Annotated in this window: 1 protein-coding gene and 1 pseudogene; both read right to left on the bottom strand. The window is 54.5% G+C overall.

Annotated elements, in window-relative coordinates:
- Window positions 1–122 (bottom strand): annotated as a pseudogene (locus BEA93_RS24500) (fimbrial protein); the annotation flags it as partial.
- Window positions 123–138: 16 nt separating this feature from the next.
- A complete protein-coding gene (gene faeI / locus BEA93_RS24495; RefSeq protein ID WP_105267693.1) occupies window positions 139–900 on the bottom strand; it encodes a F4 (K88) fimbria minor subunit FaeI in 762 nt (253 codons plus the stop codon).
- Between the last annotated feature and the right edge of the window lie 27 nt (window positions 901–927).

Here is a 927-nt window from a genome sequence, read left to right as displayed (position 1 = left end):
GCCATTCCCTCCTGCCAGTGGCCCGGCGGAATAATCAGGGGTTGTGCCAGCACACTGGCTGAAGTCAGAAAAAACAGCGCCGGAAACATACCGGACTTCAGACGATGAATAATATTCAGCACCGGACTGTCCTCCTGCTTACTGGTACTCAATACTTACCGGCAGTGAACCATGCCAGACCGACGGAACCTGCCCTTTCAGATATAACTCACCGTAACCGGCCATTATCTGTGCACCATATACACCTTCCACCTGACGCAGGGAGGCATCACTGAAATGACTCACTCCCGAATAACCACTGACTGTCATTGTCTGCAGCCAGGACGGACCTTCACCACTGAACATCTTCTGCAGAACACCCGGAATATCAGAAGCCTTCATGGCTGTGCTTTCACCAGGCAAACCATTCACATTCAGGTCGTCATACACACCGGCATACGCCGGCTGTCCGTCCTTCACATGGCGCAACACCCCCGCAGCCTGCATTCTGAAAACAAATGTGCCTGCCCGGACGTTATTATCTCCGGTGACAGGCAGCGTCACTTCCGCCATGCCTGGTGCTGTCCATTCAAGCGAAAATCCCTCAGCCCCCTTTCCGTAACTGACCCGGGGAGAAAGTCCCTCACGTCCTGCCGGTGTGGTCAGGGTGGTTTTTCCCAGTAAAACAGTCATCGCCGGCAGTGGAACCGGCACTCCCCCACCGTCACGAACACCGCGGCTCTGTTTAACCTCCAGACCTTCATTTCCCTGTCCGACTTTCCATACCCACGGATTACGGGTGCTGGTCACCGGGCCTTCCAGCTTAAGCTCTCCGCTGAAATCTTCTCCCGGCGTGTTCCAGGCCAGTACACAGGAAGGCAGGAGGCTGGCAGCAAACAGAAATAACGTCACCTTTTTCACTTCTCTTCTCTCCTTATATCCCTGCAA

Origin of the sequence: Escherichia sp. MOD1-EC5950, from assembly GCF_002965345.1 — a bacterium.
Lineage (GTDB): Bacteria > Pseudomonadota > Gammaproteobacteria > Enterobacterales > Enterobacteriaceae > Escherichia > Escherichia marmotae.
Note: the sequence above shows the minus strand (reverse complement) of the source record. Positions and strands in the feature narration are given on the sequence as shown.